Annotated in this window: 23 protein-coding genes and 1 tRNA gene; 11 read left to right on the top strand and 13 right to left on the bottom strand. The window is 39.7% G+C overall.

The features are described from left to right. The first annotated feature begins 283 nt into the window (after positions 1-283). The 7 genes from HS960_RS08545 to HS960_RS08515 all read left to right on the top strand — a co-directional run bounded on the left by HS960_RS08545 (position 284) and on the right by HS960_RS08515 (position 10,573). On the top strand, positions 284-1,456 hold the full coding sequence (locus tag HS960_RS08545) for a HEAT repeat domain-containing protein (RefSeq protein ID WP_153845948.1): 1,173 nt from the start codon (positions 284-286) through the stop codon (positions 1,454-1,456). Positions 1,457-1,468: 12 nt separating this feature from the next. Beyond that, positions 1,469-2,905: a glycosyltransferase family 2 protein gene (locus tag HS960_RS08540; protein WP_153845949.1), complete on the top strand. Its 1,437-nt coding sequence runs from the start codon at positions 1,469-1,471 to the stop codon at positions 2,903-2,905. Then, positions 2,898-5,711, top strand: coding sequence for a tetratricopeptide repeat protein (locus HS960_RS08535; RefSeq protein WP_182332117.1), 2,814 nt, complete (start codon positions 2,898-2,900; stop codon positions 5,709-5,711). Before HS960_RS08540 ends, HS960_RS08535 begins: the two co-directional genes overlap by 8 nt. Further along, on the top strand, positions 5,698-7,833 hold the full coding sequence (locus HS960_RS08530; protein WP_153845951.1) for a DUF4838 domain-containing protein: 2,136 nt from the start codon (positions 5,698-5,700) through the stop codon (positions 7,831-7,833). Before HS960_RS08535 ends, HS960_RS08530 begins: the two co-directional genes overlap by 14 nt. Continuing rightward, positions 7,814-8,359, top strand: a complete 546-nt coding sequence (locus tag HS960_RS08525; RefSeq protein ID WP_202883771.1) for a DUF1573 domain-containing protein — start codon at positions 7,814-7,816, stop codon at positions 8,357-8,359. Before HS960_RS08530 ends, HS960_RS08525 begins: the two co-directional genes overlap by 20 nt. Positions 8,360-8,524: 165 nt before the next feature. Then, positions 8,525-8,941 carry a hypothetical protein gene (locus tag HS960_RS08520; RefSeq protein WP_153845952.1) on the top strand — a complete coding sequence of 139 codons (417 nt, stop codon included), beginning with the start codon at positions 8,525-8,527 and terminating at the stop codon, positions 8,939-8,941. A gap of 39 nt (positions 8,942-8,980) precedes the next feature. Further along, entirely contained in the window at positions 8,981-10,573 is a 1,593-nt protein-coding gene (locus tag HS960_RS08515) for a helix-turn-helix domain-containing protein (protein ID WP_159726820.1), read from the top strand. A 4-nt stretch (positions 10,574-10,577) separates the two neighbouring features. Here HS960_RS08515 and HS960_RS08510 read toward each other — a convergent pair whose 3' ends face one another. The 7 genes from HS960_RS08510 to HS960_RS08480 all read right to left on the bottom strand — a co-directional run bounded on the left by HS960_RS08510 (position 10,578) and on the right by HS960_RS08480 (position 16,536). Then, positions 10,578-12,131, bottom strand: coding sequence for a M20/M25/M40 family metallo-hydrolase (locus HS960_RS08510; protein WP_159726818.1), 1,554 nt, complete (start codon positions 12,129-12,131; stop codon positions 10,578-10,580). Positions 12,132-12,251: 120 nt separating this feature from the next. Next, entirely contained in the window at positions 12,252-13,352 is a 1,101-nt protein-coding gene (locus HS960_RS08505; protein ID WP_159726816.1) for a DNA alkylation repair protein, read from the bottom strand. A gap of 84 nt (positions 13,353-13,436) precedes the next feature. Next, positions 13,437-13,847 (bottom strand): VOC family protein, encoded by a 411-nt coding sequence (locus HS960_RS08500; protein ID WP_159726814.1) that lies wholly within the window; start codon positions 13,845-13,847, stop codon positions 13,437-13,439. A gap of 96 nt (positions 13,848-13,943) precedes the next feature. After that, positions 13,944-14,627 carry an ATP-dependent Clp protease proteolytic subunit gene (locus HS960_RS08495; protein ID WP_153845956.1) on the bottom strand — a complete coding sequence of 228 codons (684 nt, stop codon included), beginning with the start codon at positions 14,625-14,627 and terminating at the stop codon, positions 13,944-13,946. Positions 14,628-14,639: 12 nt separating this feature from the next. Continuing rightward, the gene (locus HS960_RS08490) at positions 14,640-14,912 is read right to left on the bottom strand and encodes a hypothetical protein (protein ID WP_159726812.1); all 273 of its coding nucleotides are present in this window, start codon (positions 14,910-14,912) and stop codon (positions 14,640-14,642) included. Next, a complete protein-coding gene (locus HS960_RS08485; RefSeq protein ID WP_159726810.1) occupies positions 14,893-15,426 on the bottom strand; it encodes an RNA polymerase sigma factor in 534 nt (177 codons plus the stop codon). Before HS960_RS08485 ends, HS960_RS08490 begins: the two co-directional genes overlap by 20 nt. A 153-nt stretch (positions 15,427-15,579) precedes the next feature. Further along, positions 15,580-16,536: a bifunctional helix-turn-helix transcriptional regulator/GNAT family N-acetyltransferase gene (locus HS960_RS08480; protein ID WP_159726808.1), complete on the bottom strand. Its 957-nt coding sequence runs from the start codon at positions 16,534-16,536 to the stop codon at positions 15,580-15,582. Between the two features lie 174 nt (positions 16,537-16,710). Between HS960_RS08480 and HS960_RS08475 the strand changes: the two genes are divergently transcribed. After that, positions 16,711-17,490, top strand: a complete 780-nt coding sequence (locus HS960_RS08475; RefSeq protein WP_120335935.1) for a class I SAM-dependent methyltransferase — start codon at positions 16,711-16,713, stop codon at positions 17,488-17,490. Positions 17,491-18,460: 970 nt separating this feature from the next. Next, a complete protein-coding gene (locus HS960_RS08470; RefSeq protein ID WP_182332115.1) occupies positions 18,461-18,793 on the top strand; it encodes a YegP family protein in 333 nt (110 codons plus the stop codon). Positions 18,794-18,978: 185 nt separating this feature from the next. On the opposite strand, the gene HS960_RS08465 is transcribed toward HS960_RS08470, so the two are convergent. Next, positions 18,979-19,052 (bottom strand) — tRNA-His (locus HS960_RS08465). Between the two features lie 202 nt (positions 19,053-19,254). Between HS960_RS08465 and HS960_RS08460 the strand changes: the two genes are divergently transcribed. Further along, entirely contained in the window at positions 19,255-19,815 is a 561-nt protein-coding gene (locus tag HS960_RS08460; protein WP_153845962.1) for a DUF4230 domain-containing protein, read from the top strand. A 134-nt stretch (positions 19,816-19,949) separates the two neighbouring features. Here the strand turns inward: HS960_RS08460 and HS960_RS08455 are convergent, their stop codons facing one another. Beyond that, a complete protein-coding gene (locus HS960_RS08455) occupies positions 19,950-20,165 on the bottom strand; it encodes a hypothetical protein (protein WP_088161489.1) in 216 nt (71 codons plus the stop codon). A 207-nt stretch (positions 20,166-20,372) separates the two neighbouring features. On the opposite strand from HS960_RS08455, the gene HS960_RS08450 reads away from it, so the two are divergent. Continuing rightward, positions 20,373-21,029: a response regulator transcription factor gene (locus HS960_RS08450; RefSeq protein WP_182332113.1), complete on the top strand. Its 657-nt coding sequence runs from the start codon at positions 20,373-20,375 to the stop codon at positions 21,027-21,029. 142 nt (positions 21,030-21,171) lie between these two features. Here HS960_RS08450 and HS960_RS08445 read toward each other — a convergent pair whose 3' ends face one another. The 4 genes from HS960_RS08445 to HS960_RS08430 all read right to left on the bottom strand — a co-directional run bounded on the left by HS960_RS08445 (position 21,172) and on the right by HS960_RS08430 (position 23,721). Then, positions 21,172-21,423 carry a Rho termination factor N-terminal domain-containing protein gene (locus tag HS960_RS08445; RefSeq protein WP_182332111.1) on the bottom strand — a complete coding sequence of 84 codons (252 nt, stop codon included), beginning with the start codon at positions 21,421-21,423 and terminating at the stop codon, positions 21,172-21,174. A gap of 71 nt (positions 21,424-21,494) precedes the next feature. Continuing rightward, positions 21,495-22,064: a type 1 glutamine amidotransferase domain-containing protein gene (locus HS960_RS08440; RefSeq protein WP_159726800.1), complete on the bottom strand. Its 570-nt coding sequence runs from the start codon at positions 22,062-22,064 to the stop codon at positions 21,495-21,497. Between the two features lie 177 nt (positions 22,065-22,241). Next, positions 22,242-22,976, bottom strand: a complete 735-nt coding sequence (locus tag HS960_RS08435) for a metallophosphoesterase family protein (RefSeq protein WP_182332109.1) — start codon at positions 22,974-22,976, stop codon at positions 22,242-22,244. Position 22,977: 1 nt separating this feature from the next. Then, on the bottom strand, positions 22,978-23,721 hold the full coding sequence (locus tag HS960_RS08430) for a nucleotidyltransferase (RefSeq protein ID WP_159726798.1): 744 nt from the start codon (positions 23,719-23,721) through the stop codon (positions 22,978-22,980). Positions 23,722-23,809 lie beyond the last annotated feature (88 nt).

The following is a 23,809-nucleotide window of genomic DNA, read 5'->3' as shown; positions in this document are numbered from 1 at the left end:
TTCTTTTTATCGTAAAAACAGTTGTCCCGCCTTAAGGGACATTAGGCTTATTTTCTTTTGTAAGAAGCTTGTTATTAATTGTTTACGGTTTATTCCTTTTTGTATTATCGCTGAGCGATAAATTTATCCGCGATGATATGTCCTTTGTTTGAGACATGCTATTCCGATCGATTGATAATCTTTGTCAATAAGTTTTTATGTCTTTGACAATGAATCTATTCGTATCTGAATGGATGTAAGGTAGAAAACTGAGGACTGTTTATCAACCCAAAAAAAGAAGATTATGTATTACGATTTTTATCTGTATTATTTGAGCTACCTGAGCTCTCTTTACAATGGATATCCCTTAATTATTCGAATGACCTTGGTGATGGTCATGTTGTTGGCAGTAATTACACTATGTGGCATACTGCGCTTATTGTTTATAGGGTATAAAATAAATCGGGAAGAACGGCGAAAGAACAAAACGAAACAACATTTTGAGGAGAAACTGGATTTTGTTATGCGTAACAAAGCGAACTATGATGTCGAGGAAATCCAGGCTCTTCTGGACTATGATGTAAGTAAAGTGAAAAAGTGGAAATGGGAATTGGTGACCGATCTTGTTCTTTCGGTCAAAAATACGGTAGAGAAGGCAAGTGCACTTAATGTTATTAATTATAAGAATTGCCTTGAAGCGTTGGGATTGACGCGTTTTTGGGAAAAACGTATGCGCGTTGCTGCCATTGACCGTCGGCGTGAAGTCTTACAAATTGTGGGTGAAATAGATAATGGAGTGAATAGTGGGGTGCTCTCCAAGTCAACATTTCATAAAGATATCCAACTGCGTAAGGCAGCACGTGACCTGTATACCAGTCAAGACACCTATAACCCATTCCGATTTATGGAGGAAAACTTTGATGAAGCTTTCACTCAGTTGGATAAATTACGTCTTCATGCCACATTGATTAAAAAGTCAAATGAAGGTAAATTGCCCAATTTACTTCGCTGGATTAATAATTCAAAAAATCCAAATTATATCATTTTTGTGCTTCGTGAGATTGGTTTCTTCAAACAATATGAGGCTTCAGCAACTTTATTGACACTTCTTGATAAACAAGAGAATAAGGATGTGCGGGCACAGATCGTAATGACGCTTGGAGAACTCGACTATTTTGAATGTGCACCTGTGTTAATCGATAGGTTCGCCTTGGAGAATAGCAGTGTCAGAGAGGCTATCATTAAAGCGCTGGGTGGTCTGCGTGATGAACACACGTTGGCTTTCCTTGTAGAGACCTATCAGTCAACAGCAGATGTAAATATCAAATTGCTTGTGGCGCGTTCTATTAAATGTCATGGTGAACAAGGAAAGCAGAAACTTCATCAGCTAAAAGAAGACGCCCGATTTGGCGCCAAGGAGAAAGAGCACCTGCTGCTGGATCAGGTGTTTTCAGAAAATATTTTCGTATCAGCCTAAACTTTTAGAAAAATGGTATACTTCTTTACTTATCTTATTTACTTTTATGCAACTACACTTGCTATTTTCTATATAGCATTGCTCGTAATGAGCTATTTTAAAACGATACATTATCGTTATTCTTACACAAAAAGAGACGAACATTATCTAAAAAACTTTCCGAAAGAGGCGCCAGGAATATCTATTGTTGCGCCAGCATTCAATGAAGAAGTGATTATCTCTGATAGTGTCAACTCTCTTTTAAATCTCGATTATCCAACCTTTGAAGTAATTATTGTTAACGATGGTAGTAAAGACAAGACCCTAGCGATTTTAATAGACGAATTTGAACTAGAAGAAGTTCCTTATTATTATGTCTATAAAGTATACTGTAGGCCTGTTCATCGCATATTACGATCCAAAAACCCGGCTTTTAGTAAGCTCATTGTGGTCGATAAGGAGAATGGTGGAACAAAGGCGGATGCAATGAATGCAGGTGTTAATATGGCTCAATACGCCTATTTTATCAATACCGATGTTGATTGTATTCTTGCCAAGGATACCCTGAGCAAAATTATTTTGCCTGTATTGGATAGTGAACAGCATGTGATTGCAGTCGGAGCGACCATGCGTATGGTGAATAGCTGTTCGATAGACAAAGGACAAATTACACGTGTAAGACCACCAAAAGGCCTTATTCCTCTTTTTCAGGAAACAGAATATCTCCGATCTTATCTGGTAGCCAAAATGGGCTGGTCGATGCTCAATGCTATTCCAAACGTATCCGGCGGGTTTGGTCTCTTTGATACTCAAGTGGTGACCTCTGCAGGCGGCTTTGATTCGGCTTCTCATGCCGAAGATATGGATATGACGGTGCGGATGGTAGCCTATATGCGGGAAAACCGAAAGAAATACAAGATTGCACAATGCCCATATAGTCTCTGTTGGACAGAAGGACCACCAAATATAAAAGTGCTGAATAGGCAGCGTACCCGATGGGGACGTGGTATGCTGCAATTCATTATCGATCATCGGAAATTCTTCTTAAACAAGGACTATGGCCGGCTTGGATTGCTTGTGATGCCTTACATTGTCTTTTTTGAATTTCTGGCTCCAATAATCGAGTTTACTGGATTTTTATTCCTGTTGTTTTTATTGTTTACGCATCAGGTCAATTTTGATACATTTTGGATGATGTTGCTTTATGCATACCTCATTGGTCTCTCTGTATCTATCATTACCGTATCGTATGATCTGGTATTGAATAAGCTTTACAAAAACTTTTGGGAATACCTCAAGCTCGTGCTGTTTTCGGCATTTGAAGCTATTATATACCATCCTTTGGTCGTGGTTTTTACCCTTAGAGGATACATTCAATATTTAACTAAACGAAATTTCAAATGGGGACAGATGACCCGTCAAGGGTTTTCGCCTTCAAAAAATGTTAACGCTGCCAATAACAATGTTTAAGAAGTTTACATACGCCAGTCTTTTTATAGGAATTTCTGGCGCTTTACTGCTGGCAAATCCCAGCTATGCCCAAAGGGCCGGAACGACAATTGAACGAAATAAAGATGCCAACGAAATTAATGAACTCTATAGCCAGGGAAAGTTGGAGGAAGGAAAGAAAAAAGTCGATGAATTTCTTCAAAAAAATCCCAAAGATTCCGATATGCGGATGCTGCTCGGGAAATATTATCTTCATCGGCAACAGTACGATAAAGCGCGATATGAGCTTGTAAAATCACTTGAATATGCTCCCGCAAATGTGGAGTCCAAGCATATGCTTGTTGCTGTGGAGACCGAAACACAGCGCTATTCGAGCGCGATCTGTTATATCAATGAACTATTGGAGGTTAATCCTTATTGGAAAGGCTTGTGGCGCAAGAAAATTGAATTGTACCGGACCATGGGCAACCAGGTCGAGGCAGATCGCTTATTGAAGCGTATCGCCCAGATTTATCCAGAGGATACCGAACTTAAATCGGATCAGAATTATCTCCTGGAGAAACGTAGCGCAGAAATTAAAAAATCAGGCAAGCTTGATCAATCCATTGAAATGGGCAAAAAATTGATCGAAGATCAACCTCGAAAACAGGATAGTTACTTTTCGATTATCGATAACTATATCAAGGCGGGCGATTTTAATAATGCACTGGTCTACACCGAAAGGGCACTAAATCAGTTTCCCCGAGATGCTGCTTTTGTGCAGAAGAAGATTGCAATATTAGAGCATCAACAACGGTATCCTGAAATCCTGACATTTTTGGATGATCAACTTAAACATGGTGGTAGTGGCAGTTTGCGATCGCAATACAATTATTTTTTGCTTGAAGCGGCACGAAATGCTAAAAATAATGACCCTGCGAGCTTATACGGAAAAATATTTGATGGCGCACCTGGAAATAAGGAGGCTTTTGATTATGTGTATAATGACCTAATAGCAAAAGAGCAGTATGAAGGTGCTATTGTTGCTTTAACTAAACATCGTCGTAGTGTAGGCGGGAGTAAGGAGTTAGACGTGAGAGAATTGACGGTGTACAAGCGTATGGGTAATCAAGCCAAAGTATCAACTTTGACGAAAACCTATTTTGCAAAATATCCCGGAGATACCGATCTCCGTGAATCCTATGTCACGCTCACTTTACAGCAGGCGAAAACGAGTTTTCAGGATGGAAAAATTGGGGTAGCCATTAGTGATTGGAAAGATGTCATACGTTATGGGGATGATGCATCGATAGCGATAGCGCAACAGGGATTGTACAATGCTTATGTGACAGAAGGTCGGTATCAGGAGGCGATTGTTGTTTTGGACGATATTCTCCTTGACGAGCCAGGCGATGCAACACTGCTGTTAAAGAAATCGGATCTGTACAATAAGCAGGGACGCTACGATCAAGCGCTTTTGATTTACGAACAGGTGTTGGGTAGAGCGAATGAGGAAGAGCGTCAGCGTTTGTTGAGCGGCTATAGTGACATCATGATACCACGCGTCAAAAACCTACTTGAAGCGTATAAACTCACTGAAGCGCAACAGTCTGTCGACAGGTGGCTCACCGTTGATCAATATAATCAATATGCACTGCTTTATATGATCAATATCTGTTATCAGCTGAAAGACAACGATGCCATGTTGCGTTATGCACAGATTGCCGAAGGACAATATGCCGATGATGTCGCGTTTAAGATAAAACTCGCTGAAGCAATGACTCATAAGGTAGAGAAACTTGCGGACTCTTGGGCACTTTTACATAGCCAGGTAAAACTCAATCCCTTCCACATACCTTTGGTAAATACTTTCACAAATACGACAGAGGAATACGCCGGACGCTTGCTAAAGGGAAAGGAGCATGAGATGGCCTTGACGGTCATCGACACTGCATTGCACTACAAAGACAACAAGGTGCTGAAATATATGAAAGGCCTAGCTTACGAGGGACTAAGAAATTACGATTCGGCATACTATTATCAGAAATTTTATGAACCCTCACTGCTGGAATTGGATGATTTCAAAAGTCACCTCAATTATCTGGGGCAAAAATCTTTCCATAATACGGTTTCAGTATCGCATTTAAGGGCTAGGTTTGGTGATGACTACGTCATTTCAACGATCTCTACAGTCGATTATACCCGACTAAATGCAGACGGAAGCACTTACACGGGGCGGATAAATTACGCTGGTCGTGCTGAAGGCAAGGGAGTTCAGGGACAATTTGAATGGGCAAGACCATGGACAGCAGATTTGTCTAGTCGCATGGATGTCGCTTGGGCCAATAAGTATTTTGCTAAAATTGCCTTGAATGCAGCCGCAATTTATACCTGGAAACCCTCTTGGGAAGCCGAGGCGGGATTGGGTTTTCGGAGTTTCTATACCAAGCAAAATCTGTTTAATCTGAATCTCGGAATCAGCAAGGAAATCGAGGATTTTCGCCTTAATGCCAAGTTGAGTAATTTCTATCTGAATAGCGCTGGTCAAGGGCGATATCTCTATAGTCTAATGGGAAAAGCGCAGTACTTTATGAATCCCAAAAACTATGTATTAGCCATGGGAAGTATTGGTAACTCCCCCGATATTGACTTGTTGGACAATCAATTCTATAATAGTTTTAATGTCTTCAATGCGATGGTAGGAGCAGGATTAGGACGATCTATCAGCCGTAATATTGGCGTGAGCGCAATTGGTACCTGGTATAATTTCCAAACAGGAAAAGAGTTGGACAACAGTACTTACCGAAATTTATATAATCTATATCTTCAGTTAAATGTATCTTTTTAAGGTCGCCATATTATTTATTTTACAAATTTTGCTGTTAAGCTGTGCGGGTGAGGCGAGTACATTCAAGTTTGAGTCGCCACAGCTCACCATAGCATCCAATGGTGATAAAAGCAGTCGTAATGCGGCAGATTATTTATACTATCACCTAAAAAAACGCATTCAAAATAGAACGGCCTTTCAGGTAAAACGTTCGGATCAGATCAATCTTCAGGGAGCAAACACGGTGTACCTGGAGCTTGTTTCGGATTTGGATTCCGATTATGAAATCCGTAATGAAAAAGATCGGCTTTCTATCTTTGGACGCGAGTATGCTACACTATGTTGGATTTCCTATCTTTTAATTGATCATTTCTCAAATTTCCATCAGTTGGATGTCGCTGACCTGCCACCCAACTACCTAAATTTTAACAGTCATAAAGGGCATTTTTCGATGCAATACCGCGAGCCTCATTTACCATCAAATCTGGACGCGGACTATGCCGGGATACTGTTGACCAAAGCTACAGATCGGGACTGGGGAATTTGGGGGCATAATCTAAAACGCGTTTTTGGAAATAGCATACCGACCAATTCCTATGCATTCGTAGACGGAAAGAGAATAAATGAGCAGTATTGTTTTTCAGCACAGGAAACCTACAATGCGATAAGTTCATATATAAGAGATCAATATGGAGATGGAACAAAGGCACCAACCCATTTTATGATAGCTCCAAATGACAATGACTTGGTTTGTACTTGTAACGACTGCCAAAAAAAGGGGAATACGAAAACCAGTGCCACTGCAGCAGTTGGCGATCTGCTTAATCGGCTGGCACAAGAATTTCCAAAACACCATTTTTTTACCCTCGCTTATCGATCCACTGCCGAAGCGCCGAAAAGAATGTTAATGGAGAATATCGGTGCATTTGTTAGCACGATCGATTTGCCAAAAACTGCATTTCTCGATTTGAATTCGGTTGCTGTGTCTAGTTTTTCAATGCTAGCGAACAATTGGAAAACAAAGGTGAGGGATCTGTACAGTTGGGATTATGTTTCAAATTTTGACGACTATCTCACGCCATTTCCGGTCATGGAGCGTGTAAAGAAACAGCTACCTTTTTTTAATAGCCTTGGAATTGATGGGCTATTTCTAAATGGTAGTGGCTATGATTATAGCTCGTTCGAAGATGTCAAAACTTATGTATTTGCCGCCTTAATGATCGACCCATCGTTGGAAGTGCCGCAATTGATAACAAACTACTTGCAACGGTTTTATCCAAATACTGGAAAATTGCTGTCAAATTACTTAATTGGACTGGAGCGTAGCGCCCTTAAAAGAAACCACCCAACGGATGTTTACTCCTCCTTTCGCGAGGCTTTACGGACGTATATTGACCAGGAAGAGTTTTTTCATTTCTATGAGAAATTGATCCAATTGAATAAGTTCACCGTGGGTAATGAACGGGAGAAAATCGACAAATTATTAACGGCATTGGCTTATACCAAACTTCAAATTCAGTATGCCAGCGCAGGAAGAATGCAGGACGATATGAAAAGGACGCCAAAGTTGGAAACCAATAGCGATAACAAAGAAGAGGCACTGGATAGACTGTCTGCCTATACAACCTATGCTGACCTGAAGAACTACAAGGAAGAGGATGGAGCAATTCATAGGTATATCCAGGACTGGAAAGCGTTTGAGGAAAATTCCTTCAAGCGGAATGACTTTGCGCAAGCACAAGCAACAGGGTTGATATCGAAGCAAAGTTTTGAAGATAGTTACTTATTAAGTGATGGGTTAGACGGTTTTGCCAGTGATTTTAATCAGGGCTGGTTCCTAGCGGGTGAAGATATCGTAGTTGACGGTATCTTTCATAATGAGTCCGAGCAGAAAAAGAGATTTACACTACGTTGCCTGGTGCATGCCAAGCATCGAATGCTAGTGCCAGATCATGTTGAATTCTTTTACAATGGCCGCAAAGTAGCAACTTATACGGCAAATGATTTTGAATTACAATCGGGAGTTGCTGTGTTGGAAAGGGAGGTCGAACTGGAGAAAAATGGAACGGTTCAACTAAGAATATACAAGAGTAAGGATATTAAAAAATCAGTAATTGCCTGTGATGAGATACGGATATATTAAAAATGCAATTTTCGCAGCTGCTATGCTGCTATTGGGGTCATGTATGGATATCGCAAACCGCAAGACCAGTATAGAAATTGAAGATAATGAGCGGCACTATTATCCATTGCTAGCCGGCCAGGAAAAAGATCTTTCTTTCAACTTGAAAAATACAGGTAAGAATCCGATGATGATCACTGATATCATTACTTCCTGTGGCTGCCTGAAAGTTGAAGAAGGGCTAGGGGCATTTTCCATCCCCCCAGGTAAGGAACGCTTATTGACATTCAGTTACAATAGCGCAAAAAATGTGGGTTACGTCAAACATTATATTACGTTATACGGAAATTTTGAGAAATCACCCATTCGCGAAATAATATTTGATATCAATGTGGTGCCAAATGCGCTGTATACGAAAGATTATGAAGAGCTCTATAGTGAAGAGATCCGGGCGCAGGGTGGATTGAAAACCCTCGTAGACGGTGCAGAAAATAATAAGGGATATTTTATGGATGAAGATTTTAATAAGAGCATTCATGACAAATAGCTCTGGGCTATATCTTGGGAGATGTAATTCCTGTTAATTATTAGTTTATAATACGTTAGTGATGTCAGTCATTTTCGAGATGATAGTTGTCATTTTTAACACAAATTTAAAATAGGATATTTAGCGCCGATGATAGGTTTGCCTATATGGTTATTTATCTAATATATGGATACTGTAATATACGAGCCGAAAGAATTGCTGGTGGCCTTGATTGAATTGGAGAAAAGGTTAGCCACGGCACTTGGAAAATATTGCCCAAATAATGAGTTACTATTATCAGAGGATCTGGATAAGGCACTCGAGGATTTTTTGCAATTGCGTGAAGTCGCCGACAATGAGATCGGTTATCTTTCCTCACAATTGGCCCTTATACATTTGGAACGGGAAATAGAGCGTACGATCGAAGTTGTTATTGATTCCAATAATCTACGCGCATACTACGATTACAATGAATATGTCGTGAGGAAAGATGTAAAAAAGTTAGTGCAAAAAAGACAATGGCAGACCAAAGATGTGTTCTTGGCTGCGTTACTCGGAGGACTATTGACACTACTGCTGTCGTGGTTTTTTGTTTTGGATTAGAATATAAGTTTTACGAATATTTTACTGCTGTATAGGTTTATGATGAAGCCATTTATTTTTGTTTTTTTATTATTTCTCGTTTTGCTACAGCATAGTTACGGCCAGAAATTAAAGGAGGATCAGTTCAACAAACGTTACCTGGATGTTGTTGTATCTTTGGTAGCCATTGACATAAAGGAGGCGGAACGCGTTGCAGACTCTTTGCGACATGTCGCTAATACCGATGAACAGAAAATTAAAGTTTATATGTTGTGGTCTAAGCTTTATGAAAATAAAGGTGATATGAAACAGAGTATTCAAAGTGCTATGCGCGCGGATACAATCTCCAATGCAACCATGAACTTTTCCTGGCAGGCAACGACCTCGGGCTCACTGGCAACCTCGTTCCGTCAATTGGGCCTACTGAAAGCATCCGAGAGTTTTTTGAGAAAAGCTGAAGTTTCCAATGAAAATCAAACTGATCCGATCATGAAAATGCTTACACGTATCAATATTTTACATGAAAGAGCATTTCATAGTTTTGCCCAGGGTAATTATTTGGATGCCAAAGCATATGTGGTTAAGGCTTCATCCTATATTCAACACAATGCCAATGATGATAAAAAGGCATTGCTCATTAAAGCTACAAATGATCAGCTTATGGGAATTTGTGCCTTGAATTTAGGCGATTTGGCGGCTGCAGATTCTTTTTTGAACTCTTCCTTCGATAAAATTAAAACGGTTGAAAGTAATCTCAAACCGTATATCTATCGTGCTCAGGCCGAAGTGGCACTTGCACGCAATGATCTGAAAAACGCAAAGAAATACCTGGATTTGGTACAACCTTATCTCGAAAATGGTAGCGTAGAGGAACTAAGCATGTTAACCTACGAAACGTTGTCAAAATATTATAAGGAAAGTATAGATGAAAAAAAGTCACTTCAATATCGTTCCCTTTTTATTGACCTCAAGGAGAAAAGAGACAATGTAGCGAAGAGTATTTCCGATGATCTCATAGAAAACCTCAATGAAAGAAAGTTTTTTTATAGGAATAGGTTAATCTTCGCATTGGGCGGTATCACTGTGATCTTACTTTTGGCGACTGGCGTGATCTTGTTTTTTTATGAAAAACAACGGAATTATCGAAAAAAGTATGTTGATCTAATGGAAAAACAACCTGCAAAAATGGTTATTGGCAGCCCGCAGATCAAGCCCGAACTTCTGCTAAATGAGCGCGTAGAAAATCCGGGCAATATCAAAGCGAAAGAGGTTAATATGTCTAAAGAAACGGAAGACCGATTATATCAGTTCCTGCTCAAAAAAGAAGCCGAGTTATTTTATCTGGAAAAGGGAGTTACACTGAGCCAGCTTGCAGCCAGCATGGGAACGAACAGCCGTTATGTAACCTATATCATCCAAAAGTTCAAAGGCAAAGACTTTTACGATTATCTCCAGACAAGGCGGATTGATTATATTGTGGATAAGATCCGTACTTCTCCGGAGCTCCTGGATTTTAAATTATCCTATCTTGCAGATATGTGTGGCTTTGCATCATTAAGTAAATTCTCTTCTTCCTTTAAAACCGTTACCGGAATGCCACCTTCGGCATTTGTACATTTTGTAAAAATGGAAATGGAGCAATATAACCTTTAGCAAGCTAGTCCGTTTTGGCACTAGTTTCATCGTCGTAGTGACGCATAATGTAATAAAAATAGTCTATCATCTTCAGGTAGTTTTCAATGCTGATGTATTCATTGGTACTATGCATACTCTGCTGTTCAGCGTGATTAATTTTAATGGGCATAAAGCGATAAATATGATCACTGAGATTTTGGTATTTGATAGCGTCTGTTCCGCCAACGGTCAGGTAAGGCGTAACAATAAGATCAGGGTATAGTCTGCGGATAGAAGCTTCCATCATCTTATACGCTTTAACGTCTGTTGGTGAGACTTTGGATGCTTCTCGGGCATTGTCGACCTGTTCGATCTCAACATCAAACCCGCTTGTAGCCTGCTCGACATGATCCCGAACTTCCTGTATGGTGTTTTCAGGCAATAGCCTAAAATTGACGACAAATTCAACTTCAGGTGAAAGTACATTGGGGGCATCGCTGCCCTTCATCATCGTCAGTGCCGTAGTTGTTCGCACGAGGGCATTAGTCGAATGGTTTTTCGTTAGTTGAGCCAGAAGTAAAGGTTCCATAATCCAGCGATTAGCGATCGCAAAGCGGGAGGCAAAAGGCATACTACCACCAACCTGTTGAAAGAAGTTTTGGATAATAGGGCCGATCTGTGCTTTCATCTGGTGATTTTCTAAGCGCTGCATGATGACTGCCGCTTTACCAATTGCACTCGTTGTTGGTGGCATCGAAGAGTGCCCACCAAGACCTTTAACCTTTATTTTCAGGGATAAAAATCCCTTCTCCGCACAACCGATCAATGCTACATCGGAGCTGATTCCCTTGACCGAGCCCTTTTCCAGAATGAGACCACCCTCGTCATAAACGGCTTCGAATTTAAGGCCTTTTTCTTTGAAGTAGTCTGCTATTTTAGCTGCGCCGCGTACGCCACCAACTTCTTCATCAAAACCAAAAGCGAGGTAGATATCCCGCTTGGGCTGTACCTGTTCTCGAACCAACTGTTCCGTAGCTTCAAGTAAGGAGAAGAGCATGCCTTTCATATCTAAGCTTCCGCGGCCATAAATGCGGCCGTTGGCTACTGCCCCCGAAAAAGGTGCATAGTCCCATTCTTCGGCTATTTCGCTAACAGGCGGTATTGCCTGGTCTCTAGGCTGAAATAGCGTTGAATCGTTGTTTTTTATAGCAGCTGAACCGGGAGGAACAACATCCATATGCGAAAGAAAGACTAGCGGAAGCAAGCTATTGTCGCTTCCCTTGAGTCGAATGACCAGCGCGTGGCCATTGACCGTATAGGTTTCCAGAGAGCGATAGATCAGTGGAAAATTGTGCCTGATGTAACTATTAAGTTCTTCAAAAGGAACATGATTAAATAATGTCGAGTCGCCAATAGAGATTGTGGCTATTTTGATGCCGCCGGCAAATCGGGCAACAAGGCTATCATTGACCGCTGGCTGCACAGGCGTTGCAGCAGATTTTTTGACACGCGTAAACGGGTAAGTCAGCGTTCTAATTAAAAGCCCAATGATAAATAGGATAAGTAAGACAAAAAGGATTAAGAGAATTTTCTTCATAACAGACACCTCATATTAACATAAGAACTTACCTTATATACGCTGGGAAAAACCTGTCCAGCGTATATCCTGTTGTTTCTAGTAGAACACGAAAGCCCTTCGTTTGTTTCTTATTTCCCGTTAAATGTGCAATAGCTCAAATTCCTGTTGAACTGTTTCTTGCCCATTGACGATAATTGAAATTTTATGTTTCCCTGCATAGAATTTACGGGTAGTAATCAATTTGAAAGATTGCTTTCGCTCGATACGGTTTATTTCAGTTCCCTGATAGATTCGTTCACTAATTTTAAATACCTTTCGAGATAGCTGACCATTTGACTTTTGATAATACAACCCATACTCCAGACGTAGTGATCTGGCGCTGCTGCTTCCATTCTCAATTTCAAAGGAAAAAATAAGGTGTTCACCTATTTTAACTGCCGGTGTATGGATACTGAGATTCCTAATATGAAAATCACTACTATCCAGTCCATAAAAGCTTAGAATCGCTGGATGTCCTTGTTTGAGTAAGGTACGGCAGCCATGTTTGATGATGGCATCTGTATTTTTACTGATGCCATTCCACTGCTGGGCAATGGTCAGAACGAGATGGGGATGATCTTTGGCAATATCGTTGAGATTGTTGGCCACACTTCTTCTGACGCTCTCGGATGGGTCATTATGGAGGTTTTGGAGGATAGGCAGGATAGGGGAAGGGTCGTTTTTCAACGCTGGAATTGCCATCGCCCAGGGGAGTCGGGGCCTAGATCCTTCACTTGCGAGGCGTCGAACTTGAGGATGTGGGCTTTTGGACCATCTTTCCATTTCCGCGATCATACGAGATCCATAGTTGATAATAAATGGACGGACGGCAAATTCGCAGGTTATGAATCTCGTGACGATTTCAAATGACTGCACAGCTGTTTCAAAATCTCCGATGCCGTAAGTTTCGATATAGTCCGGAAAAATAACATATTCAAGGCCTCCCCGATGCTTCGTTTCTAGGAGATGTTCCACCACTTGTGTTAGTAAGGCCGCTGCTTCGGGAAAGGATGCCGGCATAAATTCATGTAAGGCCGCTGTGCTATGTTTTGTACGCTGTTTCCATTCCATTTCATGAAAACTGCCTGAAAAAACGCGTTTGATAAACTGTTCTCTGTTAAAACTGTTGTCAACGCGGTGGAACTGATCGGCAATAAACTGATAAAATTCCGGTGTATATATATCTTTAATTAGGGCCATGAGTTGAAGAAATAGCTGTTAAATATCGATTAAGGAAGACAAGATACTAATTTTTAGACTTTAGTATCTTGTCATGTGAGCGGATTAGTTCGTGGCTTCTACGCCAAATTTTTTGATCGCCTCAGAGCTCAGCGGAGTGAAAAAGTTAAGCATGTTACCATCGGGATCACAAAAAAGCAATGAGCGATTACCCCAAGGCATTGTTGTCGGCTCCTGAATGATTTTTGAAGCACTATTTTTGATCCGAATATATTCATGATCTACATTTTCCACTAAAAATTCAATAATAATAGGGGCCATGTTACCAAAGATAATGGGGCTGTCGCTAAACATTTGCATCGTACGAGTACTTCCTATAGCTATGGTAATCGAACTGGTGGAAAGCTCGGCAAAATCTGGTGTAAACCATTGAGCGGCGAGCCCCAGTATTTCTTCATAGAATCTGACGGACTGCTGAATGTCATTTGCAATCAGTCGAATGGATGTTAGTTTCATGCTGATATAAATTTATTGATGACAAAGTTAAAAGGGCCATTGACAATAGTCTGTCAATAGCCCGATTGAAACTGTCAATAAATTTACTTATCCTTGCTAGATTAGTACGTCGTCAATAATTCCAAATTCTTTTGCTTCTGCAGCAACCATCCAGTGATCCCGGTCGCTGACATCATGTACGCGTTGATAGCTCTGTCCACTGTGTTTGGCAATAATATCATACAGCTCTTTCTTGATTTTCAGCACTTGATTGGCTGTAATTTCGATGTCCGAAGCCTGGCCTTGAACACCGCCAAGTGGCTGATGAAGCATCACCCGTGCGTGTTCCAGTGCGCTACGTTTGCCGGCAGCACCGCCGCAGAGTAATATCGCACCAAAGGAGAGTGCCATACCAGTGCAGATCGTTGCAACATCCGGGCTGATCAATTGCATTGTATCATAAATACCTAATCCGGCATACACTTCGCCTCCGGGAGAGTTGATATACAGTTGTATATCTTTTTTTGGATCGACAGATTGAAGGAATAACAGTTGGGCTTGTACGATATTGGCGATGTTGGATTCTACGGGAGCACCCATAAAGATAATACGGTCAATCATCAATCTGGAAAATACGTCCATTTGTGATACGCGCAATTCGCGTTCTTCGGTGATATATGGCGTCATGGCCAACGGAATGCGCGACTGCTCGATGCCTGAAATATAATGATCCACCAGATCTTTTTGGACATAACAATGCCCTACCGCAAATTTGCGGAATTCATTTTTGTCAATCGTCATGATATTAGGAATTTAGGATTTGCTAAATAGCTTTATTATTTTTTTTCTAAAAGAGACATGTTCAGGATGCGTAAATAATGCCTGCGTTATGGCTTCAATTTCCATTTTCACTTGTTTGCGCCCGAATTGCCGAATAGCTGCATAAGCTTTTTGTTGCGCAATAACCTTGTGTGCCAACTCTTCGTCCAACACCAATTTCGCTTCAAAAAGCAGTGCATCTTCCGGCTCCGCTATTCCAAAGATAAACGCTTCTATCTGCTGAGTTTCATTCCATGAAGTCATCATAAACCAGGGATTTTTGTTTAACGGATTCTCTAACTTTCTCTAGGCATTTAAATTTCTGTACAGTGGCGCTCCTTGTTCCCGAATAGCCATATTCATCTGCAATTTCCTGCAGTGACATTTGATCATAATAGAAGCTTTTCAAGAGTTCTAAACATTTACGCCCAGCAGTCTCCAAAAAACGAAACAGCCTTGTGCTAGAAGGAGACTCTTCGGTTGTCAAAGCAATATCCACTTGATCCAGGGGAAGGTTTGGACTGGATTGACCATACCGTTTTAACCATAGATTTTTGGCTGTTCCAACCAAATAGCCAATATCGTTGTTTAGTGGTGCTGCTGTTAAAAGAATCTTTTCATAATACACCAGCAAAGCGTCCTGAAATACATCTTTGGCTTCATCCAAATTACCTCCCATGCGACTGATATACTTAGCCACGATGGGAAATGTACTTTTATACAAGTTCATAAAGAGCACCTGTCGGTCTATTGTTCGATTTGAATTGATCAATTGTTGCATAGCAATATCATTTATAGACATGTACCAATTTAGCGAAAAGTATCACCTTTTATTTGAAAAATTAGTTAAACAAAAATGCTTCCCTTTTTTGGGGAAGCATTCATTCGCTTATCTGATTTAGCTTATTCCAGTTTATGTTTCTACTGCTCAAGGCTATTTTTTTAAATCCAGTTCCATCTGGATATTACATCGTTGATAAGGACTTGGATAGCCGCTAATCTTTTGGAAACCCAACTTGTAATAGAGATTGATTGCAGGTTTCAAAATGGTGTTGCTCTCGAGAAACAGTTTTGATGCCCCTAAGGTTTTTGCTTCTTCAATAATTGCTCTTCCCAAAAGGTAGCCTATACTTTTGCCTTGCACTGTTGGGGATACCGCCATTTTTGCCAATTCATAGTCAAAATCGGGATGATTCATTTTAATAAGTGAGCATACACCTACAGGTTCATCGTTATAAAGAGCAACCATAATTTTACCCCCTTTTGCCAAAATATACTCCTCTGGATTGTCAAGTGCTTTATGGTCAGTTTCTTCCATTTCAAAATAGGTAGAAATCCATTCCTCATTCAAAGACTTAAATGCCAGGCGGTATGTTGAATTGTATGGAACAATGTTGACATCCTTACTTTCACGCATTTTCTTTTGTTCCTGAACGCGTTTCAACAAGGATTTTTGTTCAAGGAGAAATTCCCATTCAGCTAAAGCTTCCCATAGATTGTGCGTGGCTTCCTGGATAATCCCATCTATGGCGCGATCGATATCGATGCATTGAATTTTCATTCTTTCCCAAAGCATTTTTCCTTTATCGGTCAATCCAACCATATTTCGCCGTTTATCCACAGAGCGAAGGTTATCCTCTACAAGACCTGCGTTGATCATTTCTTTAACGATTTTAGTGACTGATGGCTGGGAGTGGCCAATCTCTGTTGCTATATCGGTAATTGTTTTTGAATCACCCTCAGACAAGATAAAGAAAACGGGAAACCACTTGGGCGCAAAATCAATCTGATAAAGCTCATGTAATCGGGCGGCCTCTTCTGTGATATTTGAAGCCATGTAGCGCAATCTGCTTCCTAATGCTATTTTTCCTGTTTTTTCAAATAGTTTCATTGTATTATAAGTAATTATATAACCAGTTATGTAAATGTAGGAAAATAATTTAAATGTTGTAAAATTTAAATTTTAAAATTCTGCTGAAACAAAAATATATCGTTGCTTTTTTCGTTATATTTCAATAAATTCAAAGCATAAAAAACCAGAACCCCTTAAAATAGACCGAAGGACATGAACGAGTTAGAAACTTATTTCCGAAATAATGATGCGAAGCTAATCAATAAATGGATGCATTATTTCGATGTATACGACAGACATTTTAGTCGTTTCAAAGGCAAAGAGATCGTGGTGTTGGAAGTTGGGGTTTTTCAGGGCGGAAGTCTTCAGATGTGGAAGAACTATTTTGGTGATCGTGCGAAAATTTACGGTATCGACATCAATCCGCACTGTAAGGAACTCGAAGAAGAGAATGTAGAGATATTTATTGGTTCACAGTCGGACCGGAAGTTCCTACGCCAGGTAAAAGAATCCATTCCGCCGATCGATATATTGATCGATGATGGCGGCCATACGATGATACAACAGATTGTGACATTTGAGGAGCTTTTTGATCATGTGAAAGATAATGGCGTTTACCTTTGCGAAGATTTACATACATCTTATCAGGTATTTTATGGTGGTGGCCATAAAAGGAATGGTACTTTTATTGAATACAGTAAAAATTTTATTGATTACATCAATGCTTACCATTCCGAACAACGTGGACTGAAGGTCAATGGATTTACGCGTTCGGTAAGTTCCCTACACTATTATGATAGCATCTTGGTCGTGGAGAAGCATCGAAGGGATGAAGCGCCGATACATATGAAGACAGGAGCGGCGACAGTGAAAGATTTCAATGCGGCTCCCACAGGATTCGATGGATTAAAATGGAAGATTAAGAAACCTGCTTTGACCATGATCAACAAGTTGCTCCGTTTTTTCCGTATTGGCGGGTTTATGTGGCGTTAATAGTTTGTAGAGATAGCACCTTTCATGTGTATTGTGTTGTTGTTATCTGAAAAAGATGCTTAAAACGTATTTTTCCCACCGTCACGGGGTAATAAAGGGTAAACGAGTCTTGAAAAATTATAAAATAGTTGAATTTGTAAACGGAAGGAATGATTATGGCAACATGTTTTATGCTTCAATAGATTACATTTGTAATGTAACAAAAACTACATCTACAAAAGATATACTTACCTCGCTTCGGTCTCCAAGAATCCGTCAAGTTCCGCCGGAGTGGGTAAGTTTCTTTACCCAATAATATATGTTCATTTATTCCTTTAGCACTGCAATATTTAATTAATTTGTAGTCTATCCTTTTTGATATTGACAGATTCTATTGTGTTAATGTTGGATGATCTTGCCGCAATATAATGCTCCATTTCGATTTTTCCGACGTAGATCCTCGGAATTTAGTTCAGCTTTCCTTTTAGAGAAGATTTAAGTAATATGTATGCTGTTAATATATGAGTGTCAAAAGTATAGTGTATATCATTTTATAGATTGGATAATTTGGTTTATTCCTTGCGCGATTTAAATTTTTACTTATACTATTTGTTGACTTAGAATAAAAAACAATAGAAAATGAATTCAAATCATTTTTTATTGTTTTTGAAGACTGATCAGATGAAAAAAAATACTAGCCTAGTTGATAAATAAATTTGTAAACAAATGGAATGATTAGGATAATGAAAGAAAGGACTAATGAATTAGCTTTGTTCTTATTACGATATGGCAAAATTATTAGCTATAACATTTAATTTGCCTAGTTCCGGTTCCCAAAGAATCCGTCAAATAGACTGCTAAAAATCCCACCGTATCTGTATGAGTGGGATTTTTTATGTTTTATAATGAATTCCCTTGGACAGTATAACTTTTTTCAAATTGGATAAGGGGAATAATTTAAGATACAATAAGAGTAAAATAGCACTGACGTATGGGAATATTTGAGATTACATTAACGAAATATGGCGAATATCAGTTTCAATTAATCGCAGACAATGGACAGGTAATTTTAAATAGTGAATGTTATATAACTAAAGAAAATTGTTTAAATAGCATTGCTTCCATCCGTAGAAATGCAAAAGATGATACTAAAATTAAGTGTAGAGCCATCAGTGGAAAACTCTATTTTGAGTTAACAGGGACTAATGGCCAGATCATAGGTAGTGGCCTAAAGTATGAAAGCTTGGCCAGTTTAATAAATGCAATTGAATTCGTCAGATCATTTTCTGAAACAGCATTGATCAATGACCGGACTCTTTCGTGATTGGTTTAATGATCTTAGGATAATATTTAATGTCCAATAATGTAGCCCTTTATTTTTCCTGAATGATCTACTTACAAAAACCTACTACATCGAACCGTATAGGTCAGTTCAGTTTTTTTGAATAGATTAGATTAACAAGGAGTTACAAGAAAACAAAAAAGGCAGATCATTTGATCTGCCTTTTGGGTAAGTAATCGGGTTCGAACCGACGACCCCTAGAACCACAATCTAGTGCTCTAACCAACTGAGCTATACCTACCATGATTTTGATGTCACAAAAGTAGTATTATAGCTTATATGTTCCAAATGTTTTTTAAACTTTTTGACTAAACAATTGTCTATCAAAAGGTATAATTTTCAAGCGTGCCCGTTTAGCGACCCTAGAGAATAATATTTAGGTAATATTTTCAGGTTAAATGCCTAAAAAAGCAGCTTGGTCTTTAATTTGTATACTATAGTTTATGGGAAAATTTTTAAAATTTCTAATTATCGTAGCCATTTTGGCAGTGGGCGCTTGGTTCGTGTATAAAAAATATAACAGCGGACCGACAGTGGAAAGCAAACATCAGTTGTTGGTGGATCGCATTGAAGCAATGGGAAAACTGGAATTGGTCAAATACCGCTATAGCGATGTGGTGGAGCATAAAAACGTGAATACGTTTTTGCCCGACGCTAGTGTATTGTTAATAGTCAAAGCAGATGCCGTAGGCTGTGTGAATCTTACAAAGCTTAGTCCGGAAGATATCAAGGTTGTAGGGGATTCGGTTTCCATCAAATTGCCTGCTCCAGAAATCTGTTACATCAAGATCGATCATGAAGCATCCAAAGTCTATGATACGAAAATGGCTTTCTTGCGCGAAGCAGAGCTTGTGGATGAAGCTTACAAAGCCGCGGAAAAAGCTGTTGCTGATGATGTTAAGAAATCAGACATTCTGCAGCAAACCAAGGCCAATGCAACCACCGTGTTTAAACCGCTCTTACAGGGATTGGGGTTTTCGAAGATCAACCTGACTTTCGAATAAATTCAAAAAAAGCTAGGCAATGTTAACATTGTCTAGCTCTCTACAATAAATCTAATCTCCAGCCATCTCACGATGGGAGGATTTCATAATTATGCTATTATCAAGCAAAGAACAATAGCTAAGTTATATTCATTTTACTTTTTTGTCGATGTATCGGGCTGTGGTGTTGGCGGGATTTCTCCACGGGATTCTGCAGATGTGGTATCGCGATATTGTATCGTCGTGGTATCGTTGGGAACGGAGTCCCGCATCAGTTCCTTTGATTTTTGATCATCAGTTTTAACGCCATTACATCCATAGGCTGCTAAGCAAATTAGACCGACGGCAATTAATTTTGTTGGGTTCTTCATATTATTTATTGTTTAATGATGGCATGACGCTGCATACACTCAGCCGAAGAACAAAGCTCAGGTCAAAAGGGTTTCGGATTTTAAATTAGCTATTATAATAGAAAAAGAAATCCAACCTTATATTCTTTGTTTTTAGATAAATTGTAAAAAACTTTTTACAATTGAGTACTGTTCCTATGAGTACATAAGTTCATTAAACAGACAGATATGATTCAGATATTGCTTGTCGACGACCATCATTTGGTAAGATGTGGTTTTCGGCTGATTTTAGAAACGCAAGATGATATCGCTGTTTTGGCTGATGTTGAAAGTGCTGAGGCAGCCTTGGATGTTTTAAAAATCAATCATCGACCGGATATGATCCTTACTGATATTAATATGGGCGAGATGGGAGGGATAGCCCTCATTGAATTTGCCAAACAGAAATACCCCGATATAAAAATCCTTGCGTTGACGATGGAAAATGACAAACATATAGCGGCAAATGCATTACGTGCCGGAGCAGATGGCTATTTAGTGAAGGATAGTAGTTGTGATGAGGTACTTTTTGGCATTCGGCAAGTTGCTAAAGGAGAAAAATATATCAGTGGTTCCTTAAGTGCTTCCTGTCTTAATGAGTATAAAAACTATGCGGGCAGGGCCCTGGACCTAAACCGTATTTTGTTAAAATATGATATTTCAGAACGGGAATTGCACGTTTTGGAACTAATCGCTGAGGGATATACCAATGGTGAGATTGCTGACCGTATTTTTTTAAGCAAACGTACCGTAGAAGGACATCGACAAAAACTTATCGAGAAAACCAATACAAAAAATACCGCGGGCCTTGTCCGATTTGGTTTTCATCATATGCTTTTACATTAATTGAACAACAACAATAGATGAATATGGCTACAAAGAATGAAAACCGCGTTGTCGGGACCAAAATGGAAAAAAGAAATAAAAAAGACCCGCATCTGCTGCGGGTCTTTTTTATAGTGGCCGAACCTATCCGTTAAAAACGGGTCTATTTTTTGCCCTGTTTGTCGATGGCTTTAATAAGTTCATCTTTTGTCATATCATGACGTCCTGTGATATCCATTTTCTTTGCCATTTCCAAGAGCTCAGCTTTGGTTTTTTCGGAACTTCCATTTTGTGAACTCTTAGACGCAGAAGCGCTTTTAGCAGTTGCTGGAGCTGATTTTTTTTCTTTGTTGCTGCTGTTGCCCTGCGATTGTCCTTTGGCAGTCGTATGGCTTGAACTTTTTGTTGTATTCATAATGTTCTGTTTTATTTGTTACTTATATGCTGAACATGTTACAGGTGCAAAAGGTTGGTCGTTTTAATACGTTATTGGATGGTACTATTACGCTTTGTTCTTTTTTCCATAGCAAATGCTTTGATAATGGCTTTATTAAAAGCGGGTAAATCGTCGGGCGTGCGGCTCGTAATAAGTTTATCGTCAACGACGACGTTACTGTCTTCCCATAATGCGCCTGCATTAATCAGGTCCATTTGAATGGCTTCGACAGACGTTATTTTTCTATCACGTACCAAATCCGCATTAATAAGTAATTGTGGACCGTGACAAATTGCCGCGATCGGTTTATCGCGTTCCCAAAAAGCATTGATCAAAGCAATAGCCGTTTTATTGGTTCTCAATTTATCGGGGCTTATGACTCCGCCGGGTAGCAGCAATCCATCGTACTGATCCTCTTCTGCCTCCTGAAGAGCAACATCGACAGGATAATCATTTGACCATTCATCACCATTTTTTGCGCGAACTTTTCCTTTAGCCGGTGATAAAATATCTGTTTTGGCGCCTGCATTTTCCAGCGCTTCTTTGGGACTGGTCAATTCAATTTCTTCAAATCCATCGGCTACCAATATGGCAATCCGCTTATTTTTTAAATTTTCCATATCTAAAGTTTGTTTGTATTATATGTTTTGTGTTCTTAAAAGGAACGGATCTAAACCTACGAAGGTTTGAAATAAATTACCTTCGAGCTGGGGTTTGTCAGTTGCCATAATGTCAAGCTAAAGTTGATTTTGAATAAAAAGTAACGGATAAAACTACACCAAATGAATAAAATTTAATTAAATATCGATAAGTGCAAAGCAGGTATCGTCGCCATGATGAGCTTTCAATACAGGTACTGCCACATTATAAATGGGTATTCCGGCAGGGGATAGGGCTTTGAATTTTCCCGCATGCGCATGCCCATGAAAGGCGGCAGTAACTTTACGCCGCTGGAGCGGCTCCATTAAATGTGTTGAGCCTAAGAAAGGATAAATCTGTTCGGGTTCACCCAATACTGTTTCTGCGATAGGTGCATAATGGAGCAAAGCGACTTTTTTTATAGCTGCATGCTCTTGCTCTAACCTTGCCAAAGCGCGGTCCAGGAGCAATGATTCGTTAACAGCTTCCTGCACAAAACTTTTCATGGCATCTTCGCCGAACATCGATAACATATAACGGTCAAATCCTCCACCAAATCCTTTTATCCCAGCAAAACCAATATTTTCGATCACGATTGCTTCGCCGTCCAAAACCGTAATTTTACTGTCGGTCAAAATTTGGCGAATCTGTTTCTGCCGTCCCTTTTCATAATCGTGATTTCCTAATACGGCGACGACCGGAACTTTGATGGATTGAAGTTCGGCAACGAGTAATTCAGCTTCTTCTTCATCACCCGTGTCGGTTAAATCACCACACAATAGCAGGACTTTTGCCTTTTCTGAAATCTCTTCAAATTTTGTTTTCCATTTTCCATGCTGATTAGCATTCATATGTATATCGCCCAAAGCGGCTATTGTTGTCTTTTTATTCATCTCAAACAGTTTTTATGGTATATGATTTATACGCCCATTCTTTAATATCGATCTCATATTGCGTCTGGTCGATGAGCGGTCCCAGGCAAACTTTCTCTAAGCAAGGAGGTAGTTCATACTGATCTGCTGCCCGCTTAATAAGCTGATCAAATAAGTCCTTTGGAAGAATATCGCGATAGTCATGCGGATAGGTAAACTGAAAGATGAGCATTTGAGCCAACAAGAGGTGCCAATGTTGATCCATCCGCGCCAATAAGCGATCCCAGTCCAGTTTCTTCCCATATTTTAGCCAAATATGGTTTATATCGGCGCTGTCGTGCCGCTCTCTGTTTTGCACATACAGTTTACACCAAACGAGTTCCTCTGCGGGCATATAACGTACTGTTGTATCAAACAGCACTCCTTCAGGCCCCCTGTCAAACCAATCTTGTTCCACAGTACAATTGTGGTTAACACTATCAAAAATAATATCAATAAAGTAGGGGGGCTTGTAAATCTTGGCCAGCCATCTCACATCCGTCAGTTCTGTTTTATAACCGCTAGCGGCAAAATGTTTGAGAATTTTTGGGTATTCGCTGCTTTTGCAAAAAATATCCATATCCTTCGTAGGCCGTATGATCCCAGTGTAGTGAAACATGGCCAAACCACCACCTACCATAAATTGACATCCGTTCTCCTGCAGCAGCCTCAATGTATCCTGAAAGAAAGCCAAGCAATCCTCAGGTGGATTATCTAAATGAATCATATTGTCTACTTTTCCTTAAAGACAGTCAAATAAATGAAGTAGTTTGTTGATAGTCAATGAAAACGTATTATCCACCTGTTTAATAGGT

The sequence above is a fragment of the Sphingobacterium paramultivorum genome (assembly GCF_014109745.1).
In the GTDB taxonomy this organism is placed as follows: domain Bacteria; phylum Bacteroidota; class Bacteroidia; order Sphingobacteriales; family Sphingobacteriaceae; genus Sphingobacterium; species Sphingobacterium paramultivorum.
The sequence above is the reverse complement of the archived record's forward strand: the minus strand, read 5'-3'. Positions and strand labels throughout refer to the sequence as shown.